This is a genomic window from Streptomyces sp. NPDC042346 (assembly GCF_055581845.1).
Genome location: NZ_JBVJEH010000002.1, coordinates 804,879 through 823,442 on the forward strand (window position 1 = coordinate 804,879; position 18,564 = coordinate 823,442).

Below are 18,564 nucleotides of genomic sequence, written 5' to 3' on the forward strand. Positions count from 1 at the left end.
GGGGTCGTCCGCACCCCGGCCGGGGCCGTTAGGGGGTCGTCGTCAGACCGTCAGGGGTCCTGACGTCAGGTGCTCGTGTGGGAGGAGAGGACGGAGAGGACGTTGCCCGCGGGGTCCGTGAACCAGGCGATGGTCGGTCTGCCGTCCGCGCCCCGCATGATCCCCTTGTCGTCCGCGTCGAAGCCGGGGTAGCGCTCCGGGGTCACCCCTCGCGCCGCCAGGTCGTCGACGGCCCGGTCGACGTCGTCGACCTCGAAGTTGAGGATCGTGAACGAGGCGGGGGTGTGGTTCTCCTTCGGGTAGACGAAGATCCGGGTCCCGCCGGCGAGGGTGAGGAAGAGCATGCGCATGTCTCCCTCCCCCGCCTCCTCCACCGTCAGACCGAGGGTCTCGCCGTAGAAGCGCTTGGCGGCGTCGAGGTCGTCGACCGCGAAGCCGCTGAATGCCGTGGTCTCGCCGAACATGGCGTACTCCCTTCCGGGGGCTCTTCCGAGACCCCCCTCCAGGATCCGCCGACGGGCCGCGAAGCGCTCAGGGAGCGATCGGCAGCTGCCGCTTGTGCTCGGTGAGCCGGTAGCGGCGGACGATGGAGGCGAAGGCGGCCTCCCCGACCGGCTTGCCCTCCAGGAAGTCGTCGATGTCGTCATACGTGACGCCGAGCGCGTCCTCGTCGGGCTTGCCCGGGTCCAGGGTCTCCAGGTCGGCCGTCGGGACCTTCCACACCAGCTCGGCCGGGGCGCCGAGCTCGGCGGCGACCGCGCGGACGCGGCGCTTGGTGAGACCGGTGAGCGGGACGACGTCGGCGGCGCCGTCGCCGAACTTGGTGAAGAAGCCCGAGACGGCCTCTGCGGCGTGGTCGGTGCCGACGACGAGACCGTCCTGGGCGCCGGCGACGGCGTACTGGGCGATCATCCGCTGGCGGGCCTTGATGTTGCCCTGGACGAAGTCCTGGTGGTGGGCGTCGCGGAAGGTCACCCCGCCCGCGAGGCTCGCCTCCAGGGCCGCGTCGCTGGCGGCCTTGACGTCGACCGTGAGGACCCGGTCGGCACGGATGAAGCCGAGGGCGGTCTGCGCGTCGCTCTCGTCGGCCTGGACGCCGTACGGCAGGCGCATGGCGTAGAAGGTGGCGTCGTGGCCGGCGGCCCGGACGCGCTCGACGGCGAGCTGGCAGAGCCGGCCGGCGGTGGTCGAGTCGACGCCGCCGCTGATGCCGAGGACGAGGGAGCGCAGCCCGGTGGAGGTGAGGCGCTCGGCGAGGAAGGCCACTCGGCGCTCGATGTCCACGGCCGGGTCGAAGGTGTCGGACACCTCGAGGTCCCGGGCGATCTGCTGCTGGAGGGCGGTGGACGCCGGGTCGGTCACGGGGGTCTCCTCGTCGGGGTCGTGCTTGCTGCGTGTACCGGGGTCGACTCTATCCGCCGCCCGATCGGGTGACGGACGGGTCCGGGGCGCAGAGGACGTCGACCCGCTGGACGAGGTTGTTGGCGAAGCCGCCGCGGTTCCAGGGGGCGGCGAGCGGCTGGACGTGGCCCTCGGCGTCGGTGGCCCGCACGGTGAGGCGGTGCGGGCCCGGTGTCGCCGTCCAGGTGGCGTGCCAGGACGACCAGGCCCAGGGGTGCGCGGGGTCGTGGTCGACCACGGCGTCGGTCCAGACGGCGCTGCCGTACTCGCCGTACTCGCCGATCCAGCCGTACTCGCCGGTCCGGCCGTACTCGCCGTACTCGCCGTACGCGCCTGTCTCGCCTGCCTCGAATGCCTCGCTGCGTCCGCTCGACCCGCTCGACTCTCCGACCTCGACGCGGGTGACCGGGCCGTGGCCCGACCAGGCGCGCCCCGCGAGCCGCACGGGCCCGGGGCGGACGACGCGAGTGCGGGACATGAAGTCCGGGAAGCCTGGCGGGATCATCAGGGCGCGGGGCGCGATGAGGGTGACGGGCTCCCCGGGCTCGTCCCCGTCCGTCGTGCCCCGGATGCGGTAGGCCACGCTCTGCTGGAAGCCGGTGTACGGGGTGGCGGTGACCGTGATGTCGTGGAGCCACTTCACGTGGGCCATGCCGTACCAGCCGGGGACGACCAGCCGGAGCGGGCTGCCGTGCTGCGGGGGCAGGGGCGCCCCGTTCATCGCGTACGCGACGAGGACGTCCCGCGCCGGGTCCGCGGCCACCGAGAGGGGCAGGCCGCGCCGGTAGTCCTGCTCGACGCCCCGCTCCACCCCGTGGTCGGCACCGGTGAACACGGCCTCGGCCGCGTCCTCGGCGGTCCCCGCCTCCGCGAGCAGCGCGGCGAGCGGGACGCCGGTCCAGTCGGCGGTGCCGACGGCCTCGACGAGCCAGGGCTGGCTGACGGGGCGGGGAGTGAGGCGGGCGCGCCCGTTCCCGGCGCACTCCAGCGTCACCCGGCGCGTGACGGCGGGCCGGGCGCGCAGCCCGTCGAGGTCCAGTGCGAGGGGCCGGAGCACCCGGCCGCCGACGGTGAGCCGCCAGCCGTCCGGGTCCGTGGCGGGGATGTCGTAGTGCACGAGGACGTAGTGGAGGCCGGGCGGGGTCACGTCGTACCGCAGCGCTTCCAGGGGCAGCCCGTGGTTGCGGGCGGCGAGGGCGAGCTCCTGCGGCGTGATGCCCTCCGCCGGGCCCGCGAGCCGCCCGGGGGCGCTGATGGAGCCCAGATCGGTCGGAGAGCCGTCCATCTCCTCATGGTGCGCCGGGCACCCCGAGGTGTCCTGTCGGTGAGGCCCAGGCCGCTGCGGCCGGCGGAAAGCGCGGGCCCGGTCGCCTCCGCCGGACCGGCTGGAGGCGGGCCAGACGGCGTCCGCCGGAGGGGCGCGAAGCGGGCCCGATCGTCCTCCGGCGGCCCGGCCGGAAGCGGGCCCCCACCGGACCGGGCGGAAGCCGGGCCGTCCGGCCTGCCCCGCCGGACCGGCCGGAAGCAGGGTCTCGGCCGTGCGTCGCGTCAGGACTGGTGGGAGCTGCGGAGGGCTCGGTCGAGGCCGTCCTGGGGGAGGCCCGTGAGGGCGCGCAGGAAGATCTCCTCGTAGGCGGGCTCGCCGATCGTCGCGCGGGCCGTGTCGGTGTACTTCTCGCGGAGGGCGCGCAGGCCGGGCAGGCCGCGCCGGGGCTGGCCGGTGGAGCGCCAGTACGCCTCCCCCGTGCCGGAGACGTCCGCCGCGCGCTCGCCGTCGCCGGCGGCCGCGAGGGCGGTGGCGAGGACGTCGAGGCCGAGGGCGACGCCGAGGCTCGCGCCGAGCCGCCGGGTGCCTTCGAGCATGGCGCGGGCGTGTCCTGCGGCGGCCGCCGGATCGCCTTCCAGGAGGCCGGTGAGGGCGAGCTGGTACTCCAGGGCGGTCCGGGTCCAGTGCTCGTCGAGGTCCTCGCAGAGGGCCCGGAGCGCGAGCGCCCGCCGGCGGGCCTCGGCGAGCCGGCCGAGTCCGGTGAGGGCGAAGACCCGGACGAGGCCGCAGCGGAGCCGGGCGGCGGAGTCGGCCGGTCCGCCGGCCACGGCGTCGAGGACGTGGTCCACGACGACGAAGGCGGCCATGGGGCGGCCGGTGGTCAGGGCGAGGAGCCCCGCGAGGGCGGCGGCGTCCAGGGTGAGGTCGCCGGGGCCGGGCCGCCCCGTCTCCGCGTCGGGGTCGCCCGGCCGCCCGTCCTCCAGGGCCTCCTCGTACTCCGTGTACCGGGCCTCGCGGGCGCAGCGTTCGCTGACGTCCTGGGCCGGGCCGAACTCGCCCTGGAGGACGAGGGTCACGCCGAGCGCCCACAGGGCGCGGGCCCGGGCGCGGCCCCGGGAGCCGCTGAGGAGCAGGGCCTGTTCGAGGCCGTCGCGGGCCTCGCGGAGGCGGCCCCGGCAGGACCAGGCGAAGGCGACGGAGCCGACGAGGTCGAGGGCCGCGTCGGGGTCGGTGCGCAGCTGCCGGTCGAGGGCGGTGCGGAGGTCGGTGTGGTGGGCGTCGACGCTCCGGTACCAGCGGAGCTGTCGGGCGCCGAGCCATTCGGTGTCGGCTCGGCGGGCGAGGCCGCGGAAGTGCGTGGCGTGCCGGTCGGCGACGGTTCCGGTCTCGCCGGTCCGTTCCAGCCAGGTCGCCCCGTACGCGCGGATCGTGTCGAGCATGCGGTGGCGCCCGGCGGCGTCGGGCGGGCGGACGACGGAGGAGCGGACGAGTCCGTCGAGGGCCTCCGGCAGGGTCGTGGCGGTCAGTGGGCCGCCGGAGCACACGGCGAGCGCGGACGCGAGGTCGAAGGGGCCGCGGAAGACGGAGAGGCGGGCCCAGAGGAGGCGTTCGAGCGGGGCGCACAGCTCGTGGCTCCAACCGATGGCGGCGCGCAGGGTCTGGTGGCGGCTCGGCCACACCCGTTCGGTGTGGGCGAGCACGTCGAAGCGGGCTCCCGGCGGGCTGTCGAGGCGGGTCCCGAGCTGGTCGCGGACGGCCTCGGCGCCCTGGAGCCGGATCTGCGCGGCGGCCAGTTCCAGGGCGAGGGGGATGCCTTCGAGGCGTACGCAGATCTCCCCGGCGGGCCCGGCGGCGGGGAAGTCCTCCCCGGCGGCCCGGCGGAGCAGCTCCAGGGCGTCGCGCCCCGTGGGCGGCAGCGGGTCGAGGGCGACGACCCGTTCGCCTTCGACCCCGAGGGGCCGCCGGCTGGTGGCGAGGACCGTGAGTCCGGGGGCGGCGGCGAGCAGGTCGGCGACGAGCCGGGCGCAGGGGTCGGCGAGGTGCTCGCAGGAGTCGAGGACGAGGAGCAGGCGGTCCTCGGCGAGTCTGCGGCAGAGCGCGGTGCTCGCCATGCCGGGCGTGTGGTCGGCGAGGTCGACGGAGTCGGCGACGAGGGCGACGAGGAGCCGGTCGCCGTCGAGGGGGGTCAGGTCGGTCCACCAGGCGCCGTCCGGGAACCGCTCGGCGACGCGGTGCGCGGAACGCAGGGCGAGCCGCGTCTTGCCGACGCCGCCGACACCGGTCACGGTGACGAGACGGTGCTCCGCCAACGCGGCGGATATGCGGCCCAGTTCCGTGCGGCGCCCCACGAACCCAGGGTTCTCGTCCGGCAGATGTCCACGCACGGAAGCAGTGTCCCTCATGAACGGCTCGAACGGACCGACGGATCCGCTTCGTTACGCATTCCCTGCCCGCCCCCTCTTCGCGTCATTTCACCGTCACCTCGACCGAGTGCCACCCCTGGGCCCCGTCGGGCATGGTGTCGGTGCGCTGTTCGGGCTGGGTGGCACCGGTGCCGTCGGTGGCCCGCACGGTGAGGGTGTGCCGGCCCGGTTCGGCCGCCCAGGGGTACGTCCACTGGCGCCAGGTGTCGCGGTTGTCCTGCGCGGCGAGCCGGGCGTCCCGCCAGGGGCCGTCGTCGATCCGTACCTCGACGCGGGAGATGCCCCGGTGCTGGGCCCAGGCCACTCCGGCGATCATGACGGTGCCGGCGCCGGGCCGGGCGAGGGGGCGGGGGGTGTCGATGCGGGACTGGGTCTTGACGGGCGCCTGGGCGGCCCAGCCGCGTGGGACCCAGTAGGCGTCGTAGGCGTCGAAGGTGGTGAGCTCGATCGACGCGATCCATTTGCAGGCGGAGACGTATCCGTACAGGCCGGGGACGATCATGCGGACGGGGAAGCCGTGGGTGAAGGGCAGGGGTTCGCCGTTCATCCCGAAGGCGAGGAGGGCCTCACGGCCGTCCATGACGGCCTCGACGGGGGTGCCGATGGTCATGCCGTCGACGGAGCGGGCGACGAGCTGGTCGGCGGGGCCGCCCTCGGAGGGCGGCCGGACGCCCGCCTCGCGGAGCAGGTCGGCGAGGTGGACGCCGAGCCAGCGGGCGTTGCCGACGTAGGGGCCGCCGACCTCGTTGGAGACGCAGGCCAGGGTGATGTCCCGTTCCACCACTCTGCGGGCCGTCAACTCGGCGAGGGTGAAGGTGCGTTCCTCCCGTACGCCGCTGCCGTGGAGGCGCAGGTTCCAGCGGTCGGCGTTGACCTTGGGGACCACGAGCGCGGTGTCGACACGGTAGAAGTCGCGGTTGGGGGTGATGAAGGGGCCGATGCCGGGAACGCGGAGCTGGGCCCCGGCGGGCACGGGCGGAGCGGGGGAAGCCGGCCGGGGCAGGCGGAGCGCCGCCCGGGAGGCGGCGGCGTTCTCGGCGACGGGTGAGCCGACGGCCCTGCCGATGGCGGCGGCGCCGGTCGCGGCGAGCCCGGCGGAGGCGGCGACGATCAGGAAGCCACGCCGGTCGGCCGTGGCCGTCGCGGCGTCCGTTGCCGTGGCCGTGGCTGTGTCCGTCACTGTGTCCGTTGCCGTGGCTGTTTCCGTCACCGTGCCGGGCCTCGCGGCGAGGAGGCGGCCGATCAGGACGTACAGCAGGACCGCGCCGCAGGCGGCACCGACGAGGGAGGGCACGGCGTCCATGGCGGAGTCCGAGTCGGGGCGGGTGACGGCGGCGAGTGCGCCGAGGAGCCCGAAGGCGCCGACCGCCGCCGAGCCGACCGCCCGGTGGCGGAGCGCGAGGAGCCCGATTCCGGCGGCGAGCAGCCCGAGGAGCAGCAGGATGCCGAGCTGGAGGACGGCCTTGTCGCTCTCGCCGAAGGCGCGGATCGCCCATTCCTTCACGGGCGCCGGGGTCCGGTCGACGACGGCGCCGCCGACGGCGGGGACGGGGCTCGCCTCGGGCCGTACCCAGAAGGCGGCGAGGTCCGCGACGGCGAGCGAGACGTATCCGGCGAGCAGGCCGCCGACCGCTGCCAGGAGTCGGTCCGTGCGTGTGGGCTCACGCGGGGGCGCTGAGAGGGTCATGCTCCTCATTCGGCATCGACGGGGCTCCGGATGGGGTGATTCACCTGGAAGGATGGAGGACGGTACCGACCTGACCTCTCCACAGCCCCTTCCCCGGACCCGGTCGGCACGTGCGTCGCTCGCGCATCGCTTGTCGTCGTCCTCGGCCTCAGCTCGCCCGTGCGGTGGCACACCGCCGCCGCCCCGGTGTCCCGTCCAACGAGCGGCGCATCCGGTCGAGACCGCGCCGTGCGTGGCTCTTCACGGTGCCGAGGGGCCAGCCGGTGCGCTCGGCGATCTGGACGTGGGTGAGGTCCCCGTAGAACGCCATGGCGAGCACCTCACGCTGTGCGGCGGGCAGTTTCGCCAGCTCGGCGGCGACCACGAGCCGGTCGAGGACCGCGTCGGGGCCGTGGGCGGACGCCTCGCCCTCGGGGGACAGCCGCGCCCCGGCCGCGAGCACCAGGTGCCGGCGGCGGGTGCGGGCCGAGAGGGCGTCGGCGATCTTCCGGCGCGTGATGCCGACGAGCCAGCCGGGGAACGGGCCGCGCTCCGGCCGGTAGCCGCCACGGCCCCGCCAGGCGGCGAGGAAGACCTGCTGGCTGACGTCCTCCGCCTCCTTCGGGTCGCCCAGACAGCGGGCGGCGAGCGCGGTCACGAGGCCGGACCAGCGGACGTACGCGGCGTCCAGACAGCGGTCGTCGCCGCGCACGAAGCCTTCGACGACCTCGCGGTCGGGCAGGGGCCCGGCCTCGCTCCACCGCGAGGGCGAGGGCGACGACGGCGACGGCGACGGCGACGGCGACGGCCGGAGGGTGGCGCTCGGTGCGGTCATGACGACGGCTCCTCTCCTCTGGCCGGGACCGGAACCACCGGTCGGCGGTCGGGGCCCCTGGGGCTCCTTCAAGGTTCCGTCGCGGCGCCGCCGCACCTCCACTCGCATTGCTTGTGCGTCGTATTCGGGCGGGCCCGTGATCGAGCCCTCGCCGGGTCTCGGCCTCTCAGTCCTGGCCCCGGGCGTGCCGGAAGCGGGCCAGCCCGTCGGCGAGTTCGACGACGGGCTCGGGGTAGTCGTACCGGGCCCGTTCGAGGCCGGGAAGTTTCCACGGTTCGTGGATCGCGGGACCTTCGAAGGCGGCGAGTTCCGGCACCCATCGGCGTACGTACGTACCGTCCGGGTCGTACCGCTTGCCCTGGATCACCGGGTTGAGCACGCGGTTGGGGCGGCTGTCGGTTCCCGTGCCGGCCATCCACTGCCAGTTGAGCTGGTTGTTGGCGACGTCGCCGTCGACCAGCAGGTCCATGAAGTGCCGGGCCCCTTCGCGCCAGTCGACGTACAGCGTCTTGGTGAGGAACGATGCCGTGAGCAGCCGTCCTCGGTTGTGCATCCAGCCCTCGTGGGCGAGCTGACGCATCGCGGCGTCCACGACGGGGTAGCCGGTGCGGCCCTCCTTCCACGCGCGGAGGTCCGCCTCGGCCTCCTTGCCGCGCCGCCAGCGGTCGTGGCGGGTGCGGTAGTCGTCGACGGCGACGCCCGGGCGGGCGGCGAGGACCTGGTGGTGGAAGTCGCGCCAGCAGAGCTGCCGTACGAACGCCTCGGCGCCCGCCCCGCCGCGCGCCCGGGCCCGGTGGACGGCCTCGGCCGCCGAGACGGCACCGAAGTGGAGGTACGGCGAGAGGCGGGAGGTCGCGTCGCCCGCGAGGTCGTCGTGGTGGTCGTCGTAGGCGTCGGCGCCCCGGGCCAGCCAGGCGGTGAGGCGCTTGCGGCCCTCCTGCTCGCCGCCGGTGGCCAGGCCCGCGGAGACGGAAGGGACGCCCGAGGGGGCGGGCAGCTCCTCGGAGCGGATCCCGTCGGGTACCCGGACCCGGCGGGGTGCCGCGAGCGGCTCGCGGAGCCGCTGGTGCGACCAGCGCCTGAAGTAGGGGGTGAAGACCGCGTAGTGGTCAGAGCCGCCGGGTGTCACGGAACCGGTGGGCAGCGCGGTGACGACGGCGTCGTGGACGTACAGGCGCCGCCCGTCCGCCTCCAGGGCCCTGCGCAGCCGGTCCTCTCGGCGCTGGGCGAAGCCGCTGCACCCGGCCGCCATGTGGACCTCGTCGGCCTCGGCCTCCCGCGCGACGGCGCACACCTGGGCGACGGGGTCGCCGGAGCGGATCACGAGCCGGCCGCCGCGCTCGCGCAGTCCGGCGTCGAGCGCGGCGAGACAGTCCGCGAGGAAGGCGACCCGGTTGGGCGCCGCCTGGCCGGCACGGTCCACGGCCGGGTCCCGTACGAACAGGGGGACGACCTCGTTCCCCTCGCCGAGCGCGGCACGCAGCGGCGGATGGTCGTGGACGCGGAGGTCCGAGGTGAAGAGGACGACCGAGACGTTCATGGCACCACTCCTGGCAGGGGACCGCCGACGGCCGCGCGACGCGCGGGCCCGGCGCTCACTGGGCTGACCTTGCGGGGGCCATTCGCGCCGAGGGGGTGGGCCGGATGCGGTCCGCCGCGGGGAACCCGCGGAGAAGTGACGGGACGTCGGATCGCGCCGTCACCCTCGCTCCGGACCGTCCGGCGCGGTGGCGGGCGCGGTCCGCCCGCCGGACGGGGGCCGAGGGCCGGGGGCCGCGTCGCCCGGTCCCTCGCCCGCCTTCTGCGCCGCCGCGGCGGCGTTCGCCTCCGCCGCCCGCGCGATGCCGCGGGCCATCCCGCCGAAGACCACGGCGTGGAACGGCGAGACGCTCCACCAGTAGGCCTGCCCCGCCAGGCCGTGCGGGTGGAACAGGGCCCGTTGCCGGTAGCGGGCGGCCCCGTCCCCGTGGGGCTCGACGTACAGCTCCAGCCAGGCGAGTCCGGGGAGGCGCATCTCGGCGCGCAGTCGCAGCAGCCGGCCGTGCTCGATCTCCTCCACCCGCCAGAAGTCCAGTGAGTCGCCGGCCCTCAGGCGCGTGGCGTCCCGCCGGCCGCGGCGCAGTCCGACGCCGCCCATGAGCCGGTCGAGCAGGCCTCGGACGGCCCAGGCGAGCGGGAAGGAGTACCAGCCGTTCTCCCCGCCGATGCCCTCGACGACCCGCCACAGCTCCTGCGGCGAGGCGTCGACGGTCCGCTCGCGCTCGTCGGTGTAGAGGCTGCCGCCCGCCCAGTCGGGGTCGGTGGGCAGCGGGTCGCTCGGCGCGCCGGGCACGGACGCGGAGGACCAGCGCGTGACGATCCGGGCCTCCCGGACCCGCTCCAGGGCGAGCGACATCGCCGTGTCGAAGCCGAGGGGGGCGCCGGGCGGGTCCGGCACCCAGTCGGTGATGTCGTGTTCGTCGCAGACGACCTCGTAGCGGAGCGACTCGGCGAGCGGACGGGCGATCGACCGCGGAACCGGGGTGACCAGGTTGATCCAGTGACTGGACAGGCCCGGCGTCAGCACCGGTACCGGGAGGATGAGCCGCCGGGGCAGTCCGGCGATGTCGGCGTACCGGTGCATCATGCCGGCGTAGGTCAGGACGTCGGGGCCGCCGATGTCGAAGGCGCGGTTGACCTCCTCGGGCATCCGGGCGCTGCCGACCAGGTAGCGCAGTACGTCCCTGACGGCGATCGGCTGGATCCGGGTGCGCACCCAGCTCGGGGTGATCATCACGGGCAGGCGCTCGGTGAGGTAGCGGAGCATCTCGAAGGAGGCCGAGCCGGAGCCGATGATGACGGCGGCGCGGAGCACCGTGGTGGGGACCCCGGATTCCAGGAGGATCCGCCCCACCTCGGCGCGTGAGCGCAGGTGCGGCGAGAGTTCCCGGTCGGGGACGTCCCGGGGGGTGAGGCCGCCGAGGTAGACGATGCGGCCGACCCCGGCGGCGCGGGTCTCTTCGGCGAACGTGAGGGCCGCCAGGCGGTCGGTGCGCTCGAAGTCGTGCCCTTCGCCCATGGCGTGCACCAGGTAGTAGGCGACGTCGACGTCGCGGAGGGCGGGGGCGAGCGTCCGGGCGTCGGTGACGTCGCCTTGGACGATCTCCACCTCGCCGGCCCAGGGATGGTCGCGCAGCTTCACGGGGGTGCGGGCCAGGCAGCGCACCCGGTATCCGGCTGCCAGGAGTTCGGGCACGAGGCGCCCGCCGATGTAGCCGCCGGCGCCCGTGACCAGACAGAGCGGTCCTGGGGTCTCCTGCCCTGACGCGTCCCTCATGGAGCTGCTCCGTTCCGCTGTCGGGGGTTTCGACCTGGGGGCTTCGTGATCCCTTCCCCGGACACGGCCGCTGTGGATGCACCTGCCGGTATCTATAGGCTGATCGTGTGGCCAGTACAGAGGAGTCCGGGACCGGTGGGACCCACCCCGAGCACGCTCCGGGTGATCTCCAGAGCTTCGCGCGCGCGCTGCGGCGGGCGAACGGTGAGATCAACCGTCTGGTCCATGGTTTCGCGCTCACGCAGGGACTGCATCCCACGGACGTCCAGGCGCTCTCGGTCGTCCTGGACAGTCCGGAGCCGCTGACGCCGGGCCGTCTGAGAGAGCACCTGGGGCTGACCTCGGGGGCGGTCACGGCCTGTCTGGACCGGCTGGAGAAGGCCGGGCACATCCGGCGCGCCCGGGAGAGCGCCGACCGCAGGGTCGTGCACGTGCACTACGTGGAGGGGGCGAGGGCCGCCGCGCGCAGCTACTTCATGCCGTTGGCGCAGGCCGCGGACCGGGCCCGGCGCAGGTTCGACGAGGAGGAGCTGGCCGCGGCCCTGCGCTTCCTGGACGCGCTCAACGAGGAACTCGGCGACCTGCACGTGCCCCGCCGCTGACCGACCCGCGCCCTCCGCCCGGCCCGCACCCCCGGCCTGGACCTCCGGCCCCCACCCGGCCTGTACCTCCGGCCCGCACCCCCAAGCCCTTACCCCCTGCCCCCTGACCCGCCACTGTCCCGACGCATGCTTCAATCTCTCTCAATCATTGAGATTGTTTTTCATTGAGATACTTGTCGAGACCTCGTCCCTGGAGTCCGCATGTCCCGCTCCACACGAAGGGCAGTCCGTCTCCTGCCCCTCGTCCTGCTCGTCGTCTGGCTCGCCGTCGGCGGCGGCCTCGGCCCCTTCGCGGGCAAGCTCGGCGAGGTGGCCACCAACGACCAGGCCGCCTTCCTCCCCCGCAGCGCCGAGTCCACCCGGGTGATCGAGGCGCAGCGGGCCTTCCGCCAGGAGGAGACGCTCCCCGCGCTCGTCGTCTGGACCTCGCCCGACGGCGGCCCGGTCGGCCCGGAGGCACGATCCGCCGCCACCCGCGCGCTCGCCACGCTCACGGGCCGGCCCGGTGTCGTCGGCACCCCGTCCCCGGCCCTCCCGTCCGAGGACGGCGAGGCGCTGCGCGGAGTCGTCCAGCTCCGACCCGACCTCGGCGACGAGCTGGCGCCCACGCTCGAAGCGATCGACCGGGCCGCCTCCGCGGTGCCCGGGACCACCGTATGGCTGGCCGGCCCCGCCGCCACCCAGGCCGACCTGTCGGACGCCTTCGCCGGCATCGACGGGCTGCTGCTCGCGGTCGCCCTGGTGACGGTCCTGCTCATCCTGCTGCTCGTGTACCGCAGCGTCCTGCTGCCCCTGGTCATCATCCTCGGCGCGGTGTTCTCCCTCGCCCTCGCCTGCGCCGTCGTGTACGTGCTCGCCGACCACGACATCGTCCGCGTCGACGGCCAGGTCCAGGGCATCCTGTCGATCCTCGTCATCGGCGCCGCCACCGACTACGCCCTGCTCCTCGCCGCCCGGTACCGCGAGGAGCTGGCCCGCCACGTGGGCGACCGCTTCCCGGCCATGCGCGCGGCCCTGCGCGAATCCGCCGGGCCGATCACGGCCAGCGCGGCCACCGTGGCGCTCGGCCTGCTCGCGCTCCTGTTCAGCGATCTGACGAACAACCGGGCCCTCGGACCGGTGGGCGCCATCGGCATCGTCTGCGCCGTGCTGAGCGCCCTGACCTTCCTGCCCGCCGTCCTGGTCCTGCTCGGCCGCGCCGCCTACTGGCCCGCCCGGCCGCGCCCGGCCGACGCCGAGGGCGGCGGCACCGGCATCTGGCGGCGGGTGGCCGCGCTGGTGGACCGTGCTCCGCGCAAGGTCTGGGCGGCGACGCTCGCCGGGCTGCTCGCCTGCGCCGCCTTCGCCCCTGTCCTGGAGTCCAAGGGGGTGCCGCTCGACGAGATCTTCGTGAACGACGCCCCTTCCGTGGCCGCGCAGGAGACCCTCGGCCGGCACTTCCCCGGCGGGGCGGGCAACCCGGCGATCGTGATCGCCGCGGCGGACTCGCTCGCCGAGGTGACGGCGGCGGCCGAGGGCGTCGAGGGCGTGGACTCGACCGCCGCGGTCACCGCCTCCGGCCGGCCCGGCGTCGGTGCGCCCCTGATCGTGGACGGACGGGTACGGATCGACGTCACCCTGACCGACGCGGCGGACAGCGAGGCCGCCGCGGCGACCGTCGCCCGGCTCCGCTCGGCCGTGCACGCCGTGCCGGAGGCCGATGCCCTGGTCGGCGGCTACACGGCCCAGCGCTACGACACGCAACGGACCGCCGAACGCGACCGGATGCTGATCGTTCCGGTGGTGCTCGCCGTCATCCTGACCATCCTCGTCGGCCTCCTCCGCTCCTTGCTGATGCCTCTGTTGCTCGTCGCCACAGTGGCCCTGAACTTCCTCGCCACGCTCGGGGTCTCGGCCCTGGTCTTCCGGTACGTCTTCGGATTCACCGGTACGGACTCCTCGGTGCCGCTCTACGGGTTCGTGTTCCTGGTCGCACTCGGCGTGGACTACAACATCTTCCTGATGTCCCGGGTCCGCGAGGAGTCGCTGCGGCACGGGGTCCGGGAGGGCGTCCTGCGCGGGCTGACCGCCACCGGCGGCGTCATCACCTCCGCCGGTGTCGTCCTGGCCGCCACCTTCGCGGCCCTGGGTGTCATCCCGCTCGCCTTCCTGGTGCAGATCGCCTTCATCGTCGCCTTCGGCGTGCTCCTGGACACCCTGGTCGTCCGCTCGCTGCTCGTCCCCGCCCTCGTACGCGACCTCGGCCCCGTCGCGTGGTGGCCGGGTGAACTCAGCCGGCGTGCGACGGGGCCGGAGGGCGGGGGTGCTCCTCCGAAGGGTGCCTCGACTACTAGGGCATGAGCACCGTGTCGATGACGTAGACCGTGGCGTTGGCGGTGGGCACGTTGCCGCAGACCACCTTCGCAGAGTCGTTGACCGTGAAGGACTCGCCGGAGCCCTCGGTGGTCAGCGTGCCCGTCTGGAGGGTCTCGAAGGAGCCGTTCTCCAGCTGCTTCGGGGTCAGCTTCCGGCCCACGACGTGGTACGTGAGGATGTCGGTCAGCTTCGCCTTGTCGGCGAGGACCTTGTCCAGGTCGGCCTTCGGGATCTTGGCGAAGGCGGCGTTCGTCGGCGCGAACACCGTGATGTTCTCCGCGTTGTTCAGCGTGTCGACGAGACCGGCCTTCTTGACAGCCGCGACGAGCGTGGACAGCTCGGGGTTGTTCGACGCGGCCGTGGCCACCGGGTCCTTCACCATCCCGTCGAAGGAACCCGCGCCCTCCTTCGGCACGGAGGCGCACCCGGGGCCGAAGGGGCCGTCGGCCGTCGCGGACGTCGCCGAGGCCTCGGTCGACTGCGACGGGGCCGCCGCGGGGGCCGCCGCTCCGTCGCCGCTCGCCTCGGCCGAACAGGCGGTGAGGCCCAGCGGCAGCAGGACGGCGGCGGTCACGGCGACGGCGGCGCGGCGGAAGGTCTGGCTGTTCATGATCGCTCCTGGGGCTTCGGGGCTCACCGGTCGGTGTGTCCCACGCCCGGTATTCGGTGCGGGCCCGCGTCCGGACGGCTCTGTCGCCCGAATGAGTGATGAGGACCCGCCACGGTCGCTCGCCGGTACGGAGCTGTGCGAAGGATCGGCGATCCGACCCGTCCGGCGGGCCGTCGGCTCCGAATGCTCCACGTACCCCGACTGCCTTCTGGAGGATCTTCCCGGTGACAGAGAACCTACGGATCGGCGGAGCCCGGTCCACGGCTCCGGACCTGCCCGAGCTGATGGGCCGAGTAGCCCTCGGTGACCAGCAGGCCTTCACGGGCGTCTTCGAGGCCGTCTCCGGGCCGGTGCTGGGCCTCGTGCGGACCGTGCTGCGGGACCCCGCCCAGTCGGAGGAGGTCGCCCAGGAGGTGCTGGTCGAGGTGTGGCGCTCCGCGGCCCGCTACCAGCCCGCGCGCGGGTCGGTGATGACCTGGGTGCTGACCCTCGCGCACCGCAGGGCCATCGACCGGGTGCGCTCCGAGCAGGCGTCGTCGGACCGTGAGAAGCGGGTGGCGCTCCTGGAGCACACCCCGGCCTACGACGAGGTCGTGGAGCAGGTGGAGAGCCGTCTGGAGCGCGAGCAGGTACGCCGCTGTCTGCGGGGCCTGACCGAGTTGCAGCGCCAGTCGGTGACGCTGGCCTACTACCGCGGTCTCAGCTACCGCGAGGTCTCCGAACTGCTCGCGGCGCCGCTGGGCACCGTCAAGGCGCGGATGCGCGACGGTCTCATCCGGCTCAGGGACTGCCTGGGGGTGGGCGCGTGAACACCGTGGATCCGCACATGCTGACCGGCGCGTACGCGCTCGACGCCCTGGACCCCGAGGAGCGCGGGGCCGTACGGCTGCACCTGGCCGGGTGCCCGTCGTGCGCCCAGGAGGTCGAGGAGTTCTCCGAGACCGTGGCCCGGCTCGGTCTCGCCGTCGCGGCGTCGCCGACCGCCTCGCTCCGCGCCGGGGTGATGGAGCGGATCGCGACCGTACGCCAGGAGCCGCCGCCGACCAGGAGTCCGGTACGGGCCCCGCGCGGGCGGCGCGGCCTCCAGCGGTGGTCGCGCTGGGCCCTCGCGGCCTGCCTCGCCGGGGCCGTGGCTCTGGGCGGGGTCGCGGTCCGGCAGTACGAGCGGGCCGGCGAGGCCCGGCAGGAGGCGGAGCGGGCGCGGGCGGCGAACGACGCCGTCGCCGAGGTCCTGGCCGCGCCGGACGCCAGGGTCTCCACCAGCCGGCTCGGCGGGGGCGCCGTGTGCACGGTCGTCGTCTCGGCCTCGCTCGACCGGGCGGTGTTCGCGGCGTCCGGCATGGCGCCTCCGCCGGCCGGCAAGGTCTACCAGCTCTGGTACGACGACGGCGGGACCATGCGGCCCGCGGGGCTCATGGACCCGGGTGCCACCGCCGAGGCGACGCTCCTCGACGGTCCTGTGGACGGGGCGGCGGGGATGGGGGTCACCGTCGAACCGGCCGGCGGCTCTCCGCGGCCGACCTCCGACCCGGTGGCGGTACTCGCCTTCCCCGGGGCCTGACGCCGGATGACGGCGGCGCACCCCGCGCACGGTCGGGGCCGCGCCGCCGTCATCTGCTCTCGTCGGTCGGGCCGACGTGCTCGCCCGGGGTGGCCAGTTCCTCCACCGCCCCGGCTCCGACGACCGCGCCCGTGGACTTCTTGCCGCGCCGCAGCCGGCCTTCGAGCCAGGAGGCGAAGGTGGTGAGCGCGAAGTTGAGGACGACGAAGATCACGGCGACGACGGTGAAGCAGGCGATCGTGTTGGCCCCGTAGTTGGCGCTCATCGGGCGTACGGAGGCGAGGAGTTCGGAGAAGCCGAGCATCGCGCCGCCGAGCGCGGTGTCCTTGACGATGACGACGAGCTGGCTGACCAGGGCGGGCAGCATGGCGGTGACCGACTGCGGGAGCAGGACGTACGCCATGGTCTGGCCCTTGCGCATGCCGATGGCCTTCGCCGCGTCGGTCTGGCCGCGGGGCAGGGAGAGGATGCCGGCGCGGACGACCTCGGCGAGCACGGAGGCGTTGTAGAGGACGAGGCCGGTGACGACCGCGTACAGGGGACGGACGTCCGGGCTGACGTCGGTGAACTCGGAGTACGCGGCGTTGGCGAAGAGCATGAGGATCAGGACGGGGATCGCCCGGAAGAACTCGACGACGGTGCCGGCCACGCCACGGAGCCAGCGGTGGTCGGAGAGCCGGAAGATGCCGAGGAGGGCGCCGAGCGGCAGCGCGATCACCATGGCGAGCGCGGCGGCGATCACGGTGTTCTTCAGGGCGGGCAGGATGTACGTCTCCCAGACGCGGGCGTCGGTGAAGAAGGGCGCCCACTTGGACCATTCGAGCTGGTTCTTCTCGGCGAGGCTCGCCACGACCCACCAGACCACGGCGGCGAGGGCGATCAGGAACAGCAGCGTCCAGAGGAGGTTGCGCCGCCGGGCGCGCGGCCCGGGGGCGTCGTAGAGGACGGTGGGTTTGGTCTTCACCGTTTCACCGCCACCTTCTTGGCCACCCAGCCGAGGAACAGACCGGTGGGCAGGGTCAGGCAGAGGAACCCGGCGGCGAAGATCGCCGAGATGAGGATGAGCTGGGCCTCGTTCTCGATCATCTCGCGCATCAGCAGGGCCGCTTCGGCGACGCCGATCGCGGCGGCCACCGTGGTGTTCTTGGTGAGGGCGATGAGGACGTTGGCGAGGGGGCCGACGACGGAGCGGAAGGCCTGCGGGAGCACGATGATCCGCAGGATCTGCGGGAAGCTCAGCCCGATGGCTCGGGCCGCCTCGACCTGGCCGAGGGGGACCGTGTTGATGCCGGAGCGGAGCGCCTCGCAGACGAAGGCGCTCGTGTAGGCGGTGAGGCCGAGGAGGGCGAGCCGGAAGTTGATCGTGGTGAACCGGTCGGCGCCCAGGCTCACTCCGAGGGTCTGGAAGAGGCCGAGCGAGGTGAAGACGATGATGACGGTGAGGGGGATGTTGCGGACGATGTTGACGTAGACGGTGCCGAAGCCCCGCATCAGGGGGACGGGGCTGACGCGCATGGCGGCCAGCAGCGTCCCCCAGATCAGGGAGCCGATCGCGGAGTAGACGGTGAGCTGCACCGTCACCCAGAAGGCTCCTAGCAGGTCGTACCCCTGGAGGAAGTCGAACACGACTGCCTGCTCACTTCACGATGACGCCGATCTGCGGGGCGGGTTCGTTCTGGTAGCCGGCGGGGCCGAAGTTCTTCTTCACCGCCGCCTCCCAGGAGCCGTCGGCGACCATCTTCTCCAGCGCCGTGTTGATCTTGGCCTTGAGCTCGCTGCCCTTCTGGACGCCGATGCCGTAGTTCTCGTTGCTCATCTCGAAGCCGCCGAGCTTGAACTTGCCCTTGAACTCGGGCTGCGACGCGTACCCGGCGAGGATCGAGTCGTCGGTGGTGACGGCGTCGATGACCCCGTTCTCCAGGCCGGTCAGGCACTCGGAGTAGCCGCCGTACTCCTGGAGCTGGGCGTCGGGGGCGATCTTGTCCTTGACGTTCTGCGCGGAGGTCGAGCCGGTGACCGAGCAGAGCTTCTTGTTGTTGAGGTCGGACGGCTGCTTGATCGAGTCGTCGTCGGCGCGGATCAGGACGTCCTGGTGGGCCAGCAGGTAGGGGCCGGCGAAGTCGACCTTCTCGGCCCGCTTGTCGTTGATCGAGTACGAGGCCGCGATGAAGTCCACGTCACCGCGCTGGAGCAGCGTCTCCCGGTCGGCGCTCTTGGCCTCCTTCCACACGATGTCGGACGGGTCGTGGCCGAGCTCCTTGGCGATGTACGTCGCGACGTCGACGTCGAAGCCCGTATAGGTGCCGTCGGGGGTCTTCAGGCCGATGCCGGGCTGGTCGTACTTGATGCCGACGGTGATCTCGTCGCCACCGTCGTCGCGGGAGACGTCTCCGGCCGCGCCGGACGCGAGTCCTGCGGAGGTGAAGGAGAGGACGACGGCCGCGGCGACGGCGATGCCGGCCCTTCCGGTCCTGTGCGCGTTCATGTGGATCACCCCTGGGGGCTGCTGGTCGGGCGACGGCCTCGGC

At 73.8% G+C, this 18,564-nt stretch carries 16 protein-coding genes; 4 read left to right on the plus strand and 12 right to left on the minus strand.

All coding sequences use genetic code 11. The features are described 5' to 3' along the window. Positions 1-65 precede the first annotated feature (65 nt). The 8 genes from ACZ6K0_RS12275 to ACZ6K0_RS12310 all read right to left on the minus strand — a co-directional run bounded on the left by ACZ6K0_RS12275 (position 66) and on the right by ACZ6K0_RS12310 (position 10,908). Positions 66-464, minus strand: a complete 399-nt coding sequence (locus ACZ6K0_RS12275) for a VOC family protein (RefSeq protein ID WP_376398964.1) — start codon at positions 462-464, stop codon at positions 66-68. Between the two features lie 67 nt (positions 465-531). Then, a complete protein-coding gene (gene nadE / locus ACZ6K0_RS12280) occupies positions 532-1,362 on the minus strand; it encodes an ammonia-dependent NAD(+) synthetase (protein WP_469231882.1) in 831 nt (276 codons plus the stop codon). A gap of 49 nt (positions 1,363-1,411) precedes the next feature. Next, the gene (locus tag ACZ6K0_RS12285) at positions 1,412-2,686 is read right to left on the minus strand and encodes a molybdopterin-dependent oxidoreductase (RefSeq protein ID WP_469231883.1); all 1,275 of its coding nucleotides are present in this window, start codon (positions 2,684-2,686) and stop codon (positions 1,412-1,414) included. Positions 2,687-2,949: 263 nt separating this feature from the next. Next, the gene (locus ACZ6K0_RS12290) at positions 2,950-5,070 is read right to left on the minus strand and encodes an ATP-binding protein (protein ID WP_376398971.1); all 2,121 of its coding nucleotides are present in this window, start codon (positions 5,068-5,070) and stop codon (positions 2,950-2,952) included. Positions 5,071-5,134: 64 nt separating this feature from the next. Beyond that, the gene (locus ACZ6K0_RS12295; protein ID WP_469231885.1) at positions 5,135-6,778 is read right to left on the minus strand and encodes a molybdopterin-dependent oxidoreductase; all 1,644 of its coding nucleotides are present in this window, start codon (positions 6,776-6,778) and stop codon (positions 5,135-5,137) included. Between the two features lie 148 nt (positions 6,779-6,926). Further along, positions 6,927-7,592, minus strand: coding sequence for an RNA polymerase sigma factor (locus ACZ6K0_RS12300; RefSeq protein WP_469231887.1), 666 nt, complete (start codon positions 7,590-7,592; stop codon positions 6,927-6,929). Positions 7,593-7,758: 166 nt separating this feature from the next. Beyond that, on the minus strand, positions 7,759-9,132 hold the full coding sequence (locus tag ACZ6K0_RS12305; RefSeq protein ID WP_376398980.1) for a cryptochrome/photolyase family protein: 1,374 nt from the start codon (positions 9,130-9,132) through the stop codon (positions 7,759-7,761). A gap of 159 nt (positions 9,133-9,291) precedes the next feature. After that, a complete protein-coding gene (locus tag ACZ6K0_RS12310; RefSeq protein WP_469231889.1) occupies positions 9,292-10,908 on the minus strand; it encodes an SDR family oxidoreductase in 1,617 nt (538 codons plus the stop codon). A 107-nt stretch (positions 10,909-11,015) separates the two neighbouring features. Between ACZ6K0_RS12310 and ACZ6K0_RS12315 the strand changes: the two genes are divergently transcribed. Both ACZ6K0_RS12315 and ACZ6K0_RS12320 read left to right on the plus strand, forming a co-directional pair. Beyond that, a complete protein-coding gene (locus tag ACZ6K0_RS12315) occupies positions 11,016-11,510 on the plus strand; it encodes a MarR family winged helix-turn-helix transcriptional regulator (RefSeq protein ID WP_469231891.1) in 495 nt (164 codons plus the stop codon). Positions 11,511-11,711: 201 nt separating this feature from the next. Beyond that, the gene (locus tag ACZ6K0_RS12320) at positions 11,712-13,850 is read left to right on the plus strand and encodes an MMPL family transporter (protein WP_469231892.1); all 2,139 of its coding nucleotides are present in this window, start codon (positions 11,712-11,714) and stop codon (positions 13,848-13,850) included. Here the strand turns inward: ACZ6K0_RS12320 and ACZ6K0_RS12325 are convergent. Further along, positions 13,840-14,475, minus strand: a complete 636-nt coding sequence (locus tag ACZ6K0_RS12325; RefSeq protein WP_469231894.1) for a fasciclin domain-containing protein — start codon at positions 14,473-14,475, stop codon at positions 13,840-13,842. The two genes, ACZ6K0_RS12320 and ACZ6K0_RS12325, sit on opposite strands and share 11 nt — an antisense overlap. Before the next feature lie 224 nt (positions 14,476-14,699). On the opposite strand from ACZ6K0_RS12325, the gene ACZ6K0_RS12330 reads away from it, so the two are divergent. Continuing rightward, entirely contained in the window at positions 14,700-15,284 is a 585-nt protein-coding gene (locus ACZ6K0_RS12330; RefSeq protein WP_376398995.1) for a sigma-70 family RNA polymerase sigma factor, read from the plus strand. Further along, positions 15,281-16,036, plus strand: a complete 756-nt coding sequence (locus ACZ6K0_RS12335; protein ID WP_469231896.1) for an anti-sigma factor — start codon at positions 15,281-15,283, stop codon at positions 16,034-16,036. Before ACZ6K0_RS12330 ends, ACZ6K0_RS12335 begins: the two co-directional genes overlap by 4 nt. Positions 16,037-16,085: 49 nt before the next feature. On the opposite strand, the gene ACZ6K0_RS12340 is transcribed toward ACZ6K0_RS12335, so the two are convergent. Genes ACZ6K0_RS12340 through ACZ6K0_RS12350 form a run of 3 tightly spaced genes read right to left on the minus strand, consistent with a single transcriptional unit; the run spans position 16,086 to position 18,521 of the window. After that, the gene (locus ACZ6K0_RS12340) at positions 16,086-17,000 is read right to left on the minus strand and encodes an amino acid ABC transporter permease (RefSeq protein WP_376399001.1); all 915 of its coding nucleotides are present in this window, start codon (positions 16,998-17,000) and stop codon (positions 16,086-16,088) included. Then, positions 16,997-17,662 (minus strand): amino acid ABC transporter permease, encoded by a 666-nt coding sequence (locus ACZ6K0_RS12345; protein ID WP_376399004.1) that lies wholly within the window; start codon positions 17,660-17,662, stop codon positions 16,997-16,999. The genes ACZ6K0_RS12340 and ACZ6K0_RS12345 overlap by 4 nt, the downstream gene beginning before the upstream one ends. A gap of 10 nt (positions 17,663-17,672) precedes the next feature. Beyond that, positions 17,673-18,521 carry a glutamate ABC transporter substrate-binding protein gene (locus ACZ6K0_RS12350; RefSeq protein WP_376399007.1) on the minus strand — a complete coding sequence of 283 codons (849 nt, stop codon included), beginning with the start codon at positions 18,519-18,521 and terminating at the stop codon, positions 17,673-17,675. Between the last annotated feature and the right edge of the window lie 43 nt (positions 18,522-18,564).

Coding starts and splice junctions, on each gene's coding strand:
- ACZ6K0_RS12325 (WP_469231894.1), bottom strand. CDS start 14,475: ATGAACAGCCAGACCTTCCGCCGCGCCGCCGTCGCCGTGACCGCCGCC.
- ACZ6K0_RS12285 (WP_469231883.1), bottom strand. CDS start 2,686: ATGGACGGCTCTCCGACCGATCTGGGCTCCATCAGCGCCCCCGGGCGG.
- ACZ6K0_RS12300 (WP_469231887.1), bottom strand. CDS start 7,592: ATGACCGCACCGAGCGCCACCCTCCGGCCGTCGCCGTCGCCGTCGCCG.
- ACZ6K0_RS12295 (WP_469231885.1), bottom strand. CDS start 6,778: ATGACCCTCTCAGCGCCCCCGCGTGAGCCCACACGCACGGACCGACTC.
- ACZ6K0_RS12305 (WP_376398980.1), bottom strand. CDS start 9,132: ATGAACGTCTCGGTCGTCCTCTTCACCTCGGACCTCCGCGTCCACGAC.
- ACZ6K0_RS12275 (WP_376398964.1), bottom strand. CDS start 464: ATGTTCGGCGAGACCACGGCATTCAGCGGCTTCGCGGTCGACGACCTC.
- ACZ6K0_RS12310 (WP_469231889.1), bottom strand. CDS start 10,908: ATGAGGGACGCGTCAGGGCAGGAGACCCCAGGACCGCTCTGTCTGGTC.
- ACZ6K0_RS12320 (WP_469231892.1), top strand. CDS start 11,712: ATGTCCCGCTCCACACGAAGGGCAGTCCGTCTCCTGCCCCTCGTCCTG.
- ACZ6K0_RS12290 (WP_376398971.1), bottom strand. CDS start 5,070: ATGAGGGACACTGCTTCCGTGCGTGGACATCTGCCGGACGAGAACCCT.
- ACZ6K0_RS12350 (WP_376399007.1), bottom strand. CDS start 18,521: ATGAACGCGCACAGGACCGGAAGGGCCGGCATCGCCGTCGCCGCGGCC.